Source organism: Halomonas sp. ND22Bw (assembly GCF_003011945.1).
GTDB classification, from domain to species: domain Bacteria; phylum Pseudomonadota; class Gammaproteobacteria; order Pseudomonadales; family Halomonadaceae; genus Halomonas; species Halomonas halophila.
Map to the genome: position 1 here is coordinate 1 of NZ_PXWD01001633.1, position 241 is coordinate 241.

The 241-nt window shown below is 63.9% G+C and carries 1 protein-coding gene; it reads right to left on the bottom strand.

What is annotated here, in order from left to right:
- Positions 1–24 precede the first annotated feature (24 nt).
- A partial coding sequence (locus CVH10_RS23800; RefSeq protein ID WP_369336012.1) for a putative dsRNA-binding protein occupies positions 25–241 on the bottom strand: 217 nt, incomplete at its 5' end.

The window sequence follows — 241 nt, forward strand, 5'->3', positions numbered from 1 at the left end:
CTGCGCGCTGGTTTTCGATATCGGTCAAATGACGCCTTCACGTTTGAGGAGAGCCGTTGCGGCCGCCTTCTCCGCCTCCTGACGCGAACGCCCTTGCGCGGTCAAGGGCTGCACGTCCTGCACGGACACTTCGACGGTGAATGTCGGCGCATGATCCGAACCCGTCCGATCGGCGACGCGATAGGTTGGAAGCGGCCTGCCCTGCCCTTGCGCCCACTCCTGCAAGGCCGACTTGGGATTG